This window comes from Oleiphilus sp. HI0061 (assembly GCF_001635675.1).
Genome location: NZ_LWFE01001764.1, coordinates 1 through 8,444, shown reverse-complemented (window position 1 = coordinate 8,444; position 8,444 = coordinate 1). Strand labels below are relative to the sequence as shown.

The following is an 8,444-nucleotide window of genomic DNA, read 5'->3' as shown; positions in this document are numbered from 1 at the left end:
TACTGATGTAACCATTGAGGGGCACGCAGACAAACACGAGAAAGAGGCTGAACGCCTGTCTTTGGAGCGAGCCAAGGCCATCAAAGCCTACCTGATAAACCAGCTTGGAGCCAAACCTGAACGCTTGAGCATTAAAAGCTATGGAAGCCAAAAACCAGTTTCCTCAGAAACAAAGTACTCAAGCTTGAACAGACGAGTAGTAATCAAAGCAGGAGGCGATCGTTAGATTATGCGCAACCTAATACTATATGCTCTAGCCTCTCTGACCATGCTGTTATGCCTTCCTAGTGCCTCATTGGCCGAACAAACAAGTAGCCACCTTGGAAAACTATCTTTTAAGAAGGAGAGTTCACCTGGGCACTATTGGATCCAGCTAAACGCCTCAAAGAGCAAGCAAAACGCCATTAGATCCATACAGAACAAACCATCAATCAAAAGCGCGCACTTGTATAAGGACACAAATTCTCTATACCATGTAATCACAGGCCCTTACCCTACCCGCTTCGATGCCATTAGAAAACTAAATAAAGTAAGGAAAGCTGGCTTCAAAGATGCCTTTGTAAGGTTCACCAAAACCAATCAGCTTGCCGCACATAGCATATGGCTAACCCGTTCAAAGGGAAGCCTTATTGAGAAAGAGTCTTTGACTAAACAAACAACCTCACTGGTCAAAGTTAAACCTGAAGTAATGACTAAAGGTCCAGAGCCTTCGGGAGAAATATCGATAGAAAGCTGGAATAAGTTTATTGCTGAGCATCATGGGGCAGAAAGGATTAAGGCAATTGATATTGAATCCAGCAAAGTCAATCTCGATAAAGGGAAACTACAAACCTACAAAATCAATATCAACCTAAAGCAATAAATACTGTCAGATCACACTCAGTTTTTCGCAACTACGAGGCCATTAATTACTGAGGCATTTCTTAAGGTTGTTCAAACTCATAGTAAGTATTTCTTCATCAGTTAGCACTCTATCAAGCTGAGACGCCAATTTGGTCCTGAGCTCATCAAGCTGCGTCCTAACCGTATCAGGGATAAAATTATCTCTCAATACGGAGCTCTTACCCTTTTTCCAAGTAGGTGCTATCTCTTTTTGTCGAACTGCTTTACATTCTTGTCCTCTGTCACCATCCTCATCGTCGATGTGATCAAAGTCATCGAAATTATCAAGAGCACCATCTTCATCAAACTCGCCACTTTCATCAAGATCACTATCCTCATCAAGATCATCGTCCTCTTCAAGATCATCGTCCTCTTCAAGATCATCGTCCTCTTCAAGGTCATCGTCCTCTTCAAGGTCATCGTCCTCTTCAAGGTCATCGTCCTCTTCAAGGTCATCGTCCTCTTCAAGGGCATAGTCACCAAATTCATATAGTAACGTTCTTTGTTCTGGATCTTTTACGAGTCTCCTATATCGCCGCTGACGAACCTTGCTATGTAAGGCTTGGACTTGCTTTCTAATTCTCTTATCTTTGGCTGGACGCTCCCTGAACCATCTAATGAAATGGCAAATGCTAAACATAACTTCATCATCAAGGTCAGCGCATTGGTCCTTTAAGTCCAGCAAGATTCGTTCAACTTCTCCCAATCTAGCATTGCGGTTTCTGCTTACAAGTCCGAACTGATCAAGAAGATCAAGATAGCCGCCTATCAATATCGCCAACTCATTTTGGTTACTAATGGCAACCACCTCCTCCACAGAACAATAAGCCACCTATTCTCCACCTCTCAATGTTCAAAGTTACGCACTTTACGTCACGCAATTATAACCTACTAGTTTGTTTTACATACTTTATTTAAAGATATTTAACAGGTTTGACCAGGGTTTTCTGAGATTACTGTGAACAAAAAACTCCAATTATCAAAGGAGTTAATTATGAGTTCGCAAAAAAGAATTGAAATATTGCAGATAGGCCTAGTTATCCAGCTAACCAGCCTTTCTAGATCAACCATATATCGACTTATAAAAAAGGACGACTTTCCTAAGCCAATTCGACTGAGCGCTAACAGGAGCGGATTTCGTCTTTCGGAAATTGAATCATGGCTCGATTCTCGCCCAACTACTGACCTAACGGAGGGGCAAGATAATGACTAGAGAAATATATCCAGGAAAGCAATTGGCTAAATCAATCAGGGAAGACGGGATATACGGCGTTTTCCCAGAATTTGAGACATTCAACGACTCTAAGAGGAAGAAGAAAAAAGTCATAAAAGCTCTCAGAAGTTCAAAGAGTCCTCGTAAGATTAGGCTAGCAAGGAAACTTAAAAACTGTCGTAAAAATAAGAGATGCGGAAGTGGAGCATGCCCAATCTGTTACCAAAAATTTCGTAAACGCATGATATGGGCTACTGCAAAAGTAATTCCAAACCTACATGCCGTTATGTTCGGAACATTGGTCTTTTTTGACGATGCAATACAAAAAAATGAACTGCGGTCATTTTCGCTAAAAGATATGAAAAGGCTGATAAACCGAATACAACAGCAATTGAGAAGGCTTAAGATACAAACACCGTTGATAGGCAGTTTCGAATTCGCTTATTCACCTGATGATCAAATTTGGATACCCCATCTTCATTTCATCGCTTTAACAAACCGGGGAAAAGATCTGAAACCTTTAAGACCGTATCTGCTTAAGAATTCAAGAAATCAAACCTTTGCGGAGAATCCCAAGCCTTTAAAGTTAAAACATATTACGAAGAAATATGCATATACGATTGGTTACTGCTACAAATCATCCTGGGAGCGAAAAATTAGCGATAGATATGGTGACAAAAGCCTTTCAGGAAAACTCTTAACAGATTCTCTTTTGGCATTTGATAAACTTGGAATGAGAAAAAAACTTTTTTTGTTCAAATTCAAATCCGTCGAAACTAAGGCAGGGCTAAAATTAATGAAGCTCTAATATAATGTCATTAGGCTATACCCTTTCATTGCATGTTTTTGCCCCCTTTTTGAGTTGCTAGTGTGTCTATAGAGTGAAGTAAGGGTATATAGAGAGTATACACACTAAACACTCATTCTAAGGCCATAATTTTGTCATCAGCCTATTAGCAATACAACGAACTAGGCTGATGACATTATTTAAACAACTACTACGTCCCCCTGATGACAAAAAAATAGCGCCGTTGTTATCAGCCTGCAAAGTCAGTTGCAAAAAAGCGATTATCGTAATTTTCTCATAGCACAATCACTTCAATAGAGTTTCGTTATGAGAGAACAAATAAAAATTCAGGCCAAGTCTGTTTTGATATCTTCCCCTTTACCTTCAGATTTATCTAGACAAATTAAATCTAAAGTAACACCCCTAATTGGCACAAAATATATCACCAAGCTCCACAACAATTTGTTTCAAATTGGAGCAAAGAAAATGGGTGTTAAAATTTTATTCAAACGTGACAACACTAGAAATCGAGTTTTATTGAAATTAGATTTAGATCGCTCCTGGAGTAATGAATACGCCAGGACAATAAACCTGTTACCTAGAATTCTCGGACAAGATTATCTGAGGAGGCTTTTCACTAAGCAGGAGGCATTATCTCTCAAGTATTTAATCACTATCCCAATCGGTACTAGCGATAAAACACTCATTCTGAAACACGCTCAAAATCTCTACCCTTTAATTGAGGGAAAAAGTAAATCCGTCTTAATCGACGAAATTCCGTTGAAGGCTACTTTCAAGCTAGCTAGCCCTTATGGCACTGAGGACAATAAAGACACATCGAAAATAACGGTTACGTTGCAACATCCTCGTAGGGATAAGACTTTCAGTATAGAAAGAGCCTATATTGCCTGGAACTATGCTTCAGTTTACAAAACTCCGAGTATTGGAAGCACATTACCTGAAGAACTTCTTGCTCAGAGCTTCTCAGATGGAATTGCTTTGGTATTATCGAAACACCCTGAGTTTAGGGAACCTTTAAAATCAGTGCTGAAGAAAAGGAAAAAACTGGATTGGCCAACACCACACAGGTACCAATGGGAGCGAGAGTTACGTTTAATTCGGCAACTAAGGAGACATGTTTATAAAGTAACGTCATGAACCATACAATTCATGACCTATAAAAGCTACGTCTGTTCAATTAGATCTATTAATCGTACGAATCGACGATCTGACATAAGGGACGGCTCAGTTTCTTCAATGAGGTCAAGTATCTGTGCTAGATCATACGGAACATCCTCAGCACTATTAGGGATAACAGCATCTAGCAATTCCAGAACTTCAGCGGGGAAGTCTATAGTTAGAGGTTTTTCACCTGCGATATCTCGACTTAACTTATAGAGCCAGTGGCTCTCTCGCTTTACAGGTGTTAAGTAACGACGAGCTGCGGCAAGCACCGCTGGAAAGTGGCTACCCGTATTATCAAGCAAAGATACCCAAGACGACACTAATCCTGAAGTTCTGAACATTCGCTCTCTAGGCCAAACGGTATTAATAAAAGGAATAACCCTTTCAATCCAACCATTCTCTTCTCTTTGGCCTATCTCACCAAGCCTGAATATTGCATCCTGCCGGTTACGATCATCCATACTACGCAGACAATGACGTGCTTCCTTAGCACTCAATCCATCCGGTTTGTCACTTCGAAATACCGCTAGTTCAATAACCATCTGTGCCGCAACCTTCGCTAAATGCTCATCCCAGCTCCAACCATAAAGTACCGGGAATAAATCTAGGAACAACGGCTTAAGCATTGCGCCAATTTCTTGTGGAGGAAAGTTCGCATCAGCTAGATATCCATTCCACGCAGGCTCCGAAGATTCGTTATCAAAACTAAACCACGGCATTACTCTATCTTTAACCCATTTAGGATCTAGATAGTATAACCAGCGTAACTGCCGTGTAAGAATTGAAACAGCATGATCTCCCCCTTCTCCAGGAACAGTAATCATAAGCTCTATTCGAGATTTGAACTCTTCTGGTACCTGCTCCCCTTGATCCAACTTCAGAAAGTCCAGTACGTTATGAAGCCCTTGCATCGCATGCCCCATAGGGCCATTCAAAGCATGGTCGAAGGTTCGCCTAGACCTCTCAACGACTTCTCCACCAATACGCACCTCTCCCATCCCACTGTTAGTCGCTACGCCTTTGTCAGAAATAAGCCCCGCAACCAAATGATCAAATGTATTCCACGCAAGAGCTTCGTCAAACCTGTAAGCTAGAAGTAGCTTTTCATGTATCCATCTTCCTATCGGGTGGCTCAGTTCACGAATTACCTCATCAGGTAAACGGTTGAGCCTGTGAAGGAACACACGAAGTAGTCTTGGATCAGTCTCATCTGGCCAACCACTAATCAGAGCGGACCAAAAGTCTTGAGGATACTCACCACGTCTAGACAAATGAGTTAGAGAAGCCAACGCTTTCCTAGGATTGACTTTCACTAACCCACTAAAAGGGCGCTTTTCTGTATCGCTCTCGAAATCACGAACCTGCGCCGCTTGCGCTCTTTCAACTACCTCACTGACAGGTAAATCAATAATCTCATCGGGCGCTTCATCAGTTCCAATACTCCGGACTGATCCTAAACTTTCCTCGGCCACACTTAAAGCCCAGCTATCATTCCATTCTGGTAGCCCTGAGATAAGTTGCCCTAACCGCTCTTCCTGTTGTGCAGTTAACACTCTACCTTTAAGAGTCAACCATCGGGTATAACGGCAAGCCATTTCATCTCTAATTACTGGATACTCATCATCAGTCCAGTGATCCAGTTTATCTGGCCCTTTTAGTAAACGCTCCGCTAATGCATCCTTTGAAGAATTGGAGAATTCATCCCACCGGTCATAGATTAAAAAAAGAAGCTCTCGGCGTATACCAGAATCCCAAAATTCCGTCTGAGAGAGTGACTGTATGCTTTTAGCTGATTCATTAGCCTCAAACAGCTCCGAATGATTCAGCGCAAATAATTTGAGTTTCCTAAAATAGTATTTTTCTTCAACTGGCCATGTACAAGCATATCCACGAGCCACCTTTGGATTATAAGAAATCAACTGGGTAAACAATTCGAGAAACCACTTAAAGACCTGACCACGCGCATGAGTTTTACCACTAACCTCCCGCTTGGGATAACATGTCGGAGTTGGGAAATAAAACGTATTTAAATCATCAAGTAGCTCAGCAGATCGACGAAAGTGACCTTCTACTATACGAAAAACTGATAACAGATTTTCGTCAGGAATATCCAATTCAATGCCATGCCTATCAGGAAACGCTCCTTTCCAACTAGCCACCTCGTTTACTCGTATTTCATCCCAATTACCTAATGGAGGCTTTGAAGCTCCAATACCCAGAGGTCGCTCTACGGATAGTATTGGGGCAGCTGATGCCTCGAACTCACGAAGAACACTCGGCGTCCAGCCTTCATTTTCGATTCGGTCTTTAACCTCAAACCACCCATTGTCCCAAGAAAAGTTTCTTTTATCCGACTGGTATTCAATAATGAAATTCCAAATATGACGAGCTTCAGAATGAAGGTCTTTATTTCGCCGCATCTCACTTTGAATATTTTTGATAAGCCGCATATGCAGCCCTCTCTGACGAGCAGCCCACCAAGCAGCTATAGGACTATCTAACTGTTTAACAATCCAATTGGAGAGGTGGAATAGTCGAGGAGGCATACTTTCAAAGCCTTCGACCTGCCTACCACTGATCCTATGAAATGTAGAAGGGTTAGTATCTCCTCGGCGCCATTCTAAAAGATGATCATGAACCCAATCAGATTGTTTATCTGACTCCGAAAGCCGTGGCGGATCGTCATCCAGACCATACTCTATGAATGGATCGAAAGACTCAGCATTATCTCCATAGTCACGACTTTTCTTAGCCATACGACACCATGCATCAAACACACATAACCACTCAGCAGGTGGAGAAGGTTCAGTTTTAGCAAACAATCGCGCGCCAGGAGTTGTACGTACCAGATGAGCAATCTGGCCACGCTCATGCGCTAGGAGTTGTCTCGGCCCCTTCAGAGCCATGTTGATTACGTTGTCCCTCCACTGCCGAGGGTTATCAGCTCTAGCAGCCCAAGCTTCTAGACTTTTCCATAGACTCGGATAATCTTTGCAGGCAATAGAGGTTACACCTCTATCTCGCCACTTAGCCTCAATCTCCTCGGATTTACCCTTATCAAATGCGTAAAGATTTGACCTATCTGATAGCCCATCATAGTTTAATCCCTGGAGTAGATACTTCACTGGTGGATCTTCAGCCTGGTAGCCAACTAGAACAACCGTATAACTATTCAAAAGTGATCGAACAAAATTAGTTGCCCAACCCTCAGATAGATATGCGCGCCCGAAGTCAGCACTACTTAGTACATACTGGCTCTGATCTGCATCTGGCTCTTGAAGGCGACCATGCAAATATGTAATCCCCCTCAATGACACTCCAAGACCTATATCTGGGAGGGCGGGAGGCTCATAGATTATACTGTCAGAATCCTTCAGAGCTGGTTCAAAAAGAAGATCAAAATTGGTAGTGACAATCTGAGGTTTACCCTCTTGATCAGCTGAAATCCTTGCAATAACGCTATGTTCAAGAGATTCTGTCCCTCCAGTTTCCACATTTCGTAAGCGATCCGCGACCAAAGCATTAACTTCTTCCCTACCGTATTCTTGATATAGCAAATGAAAAATTTGGTCTAAAGGAGTTTTCGGACGGTCGACTCCACTGGCACTATCCTCTACCCAAAGCCTAAACTCAGACTCTATTGGTGAGTTTTCAGGCGGATCAAAGAAATCGACTACATACTTTGTGAGGCTATAGAATGTGGGCATTCCAGCATTAAGAGAAACCCCTGCGCCACATAGAAAAACAACTCTTCCTTGATCACGCTTCTCTAGTAATTGATCAGGTATACTAGGACCATCTTCAAAAAAACGCATATAAATGCTTACCTTCTATGCACAAATTCCGTAGAGTATCTTTAACACCTCTCAAAAAGTCTAATCTATTTTAAACAACCTGAATTAACTTCTTTGCCTGGTAAATGAAACCTACTGCTATTAAAGTCATACTAAATAGGAATAGACGGCAAGAACACCTCAATAAACCGAATCCTTTGCAATAATACTCTCAATCTCTTGAGACCACCGAACCAAAGCCTCAGCCCGTTCTTCCCAATAGGGGTGTCGATTGTAAACTTCCATTACTCCCCCCATCGTGTGATTCAGTATCTTTTCCACGACAGGAATAGCGACGCCAAGTCCAGCCATCTTGGTGGCGGCAGTACGGCGAAGGTCATGAGGTACCCATTTATCAATGCCTACAACTTCTTGTGCCCTGTTGGCAGCACGACTAATAACCCTCTCAGTCATAGGGCTATCATTATCAGTGAAAGAAGGTAGCACCCAATCTGACTCGTCTCTAAGAGCATATAGTTCACTGAATAGCTTTATCGCCAGTGGAGACAAAGGAACTTTATGGGCCTTCCTGTTTTTTGAGTTT

At 42.1% G+C, this 8,444-nt stretch carries 8 protein-coding genes; 5 read left to right on the top strand and 3 right to left on the bottom strand.

What is annotated here, in order from left to right:
* Both A3735_RS26970 and A3735_RS26965 read left to right on the top strand, forming a co-directional pair.
* Positions 1–226, top strand: a 226-nt coding sequence (locus tag A3735_RS26970) for an OmpA family protein (protein WP_156499958.1), incomplete at its 5' end; no start/stop codon positions are given.
* A gap of 3 nt (positions 227–229) precedes the next feature.
* A complete protein-coding gene (locus tag A3735_RS26965) occupies positions 230–862 on the top strand; it encodes an SPOR domain-containing protein (RefSeq protein ID WP_068639008.1) in 633 nt (210 codons plus the stop codon).
* Between the two features lie 42 nt (positions 863–904).
* On the opposite strand, the gene A3735_RS31515 is transcribed toward A3735_RS26965, so the two are convergent.
* Positions 905–1,714 (bottom strand): hypothetical protein, encoded by an 810-nt coding sequence (locus A3735_RS31515; RefSeq protein ID WP_068639006.1) that lies wholly within the window; start codon positions 1,712–1,714, stop codon positions 905–907.
* 162 nt (positions 1,715–1,876) lie between these two features.
* Between A3735_RS31515 and A3735_RS26955 the strand changes: the two genes are divergently transcribed.
* The 3 genes from A3735_RS26955 (at position 1,877) to A3735_RS26945 (ending at position 4,040) form a co-directional block, all read left to right on the top strand.
* Complete coding sequence (locus A3735_RS26955; protein WP_068639004.1) at positions 1,877–2,095, top strand: AlpA family transcriptional regulator; 219 nt, start codon at positions 1,877–1,879, stop codon at positions 2,093–2,095.
* Positions 2,088–2,903 (top strand): hypothetical protein, encoded by an 816-nt coding sequence (locus A3735_RS26950; RefSeq protein WP_068639002.1) that lies wholly within the window; start codon positions 2,088–2,090, stop codon positions 2,901–2,903. The genes A3735_RS26955 and A3735_RS26950 overlap by 8 nt, the downstream gene beginning before the upstream one ends.
* Before the next feature lie 306 nt (positions 2,904–3,209).
* Positions 3,210–4,040, top strand: coding sequence for a hypothetical protein (locus A3735_RS26945; protein WP_068639000.1), 831 nt, complete (start codon positions 3,210–3,212; stop codon positions 4,038–4,040).
* 26 nt (positions 4,041–4,066) lie between these two features.
* Here A3735_RS26945 and A3735_RS26940 read toward each other — a convergent pair whose 3' ends face one another.
* Both A3735_RS26940 and A3735_RS26935 read right to left on the bottom strand, forming a co-directional pair.
* On the bottom strand, positions 4,067–7,882 hold the full coding sequence (locus tag A3735_RS26940) for an SIR2 family protein (RefSeq protein ID WP_068638998.1): 3,816 nt from the start codon (positions 7,880–7,882) through the stop codon (positions 4,067–4,069).
* Between the two features lie 159 nt (positions 7,883–8,041).
* A partial coding sequence (locus A3735_RS26935) for a tyrosine-type recombinase/integrase (protein WP_156499623.1) occupies positions 8,042–8,444 on the bottom strand: 403 nt, incomplete at its 5' end.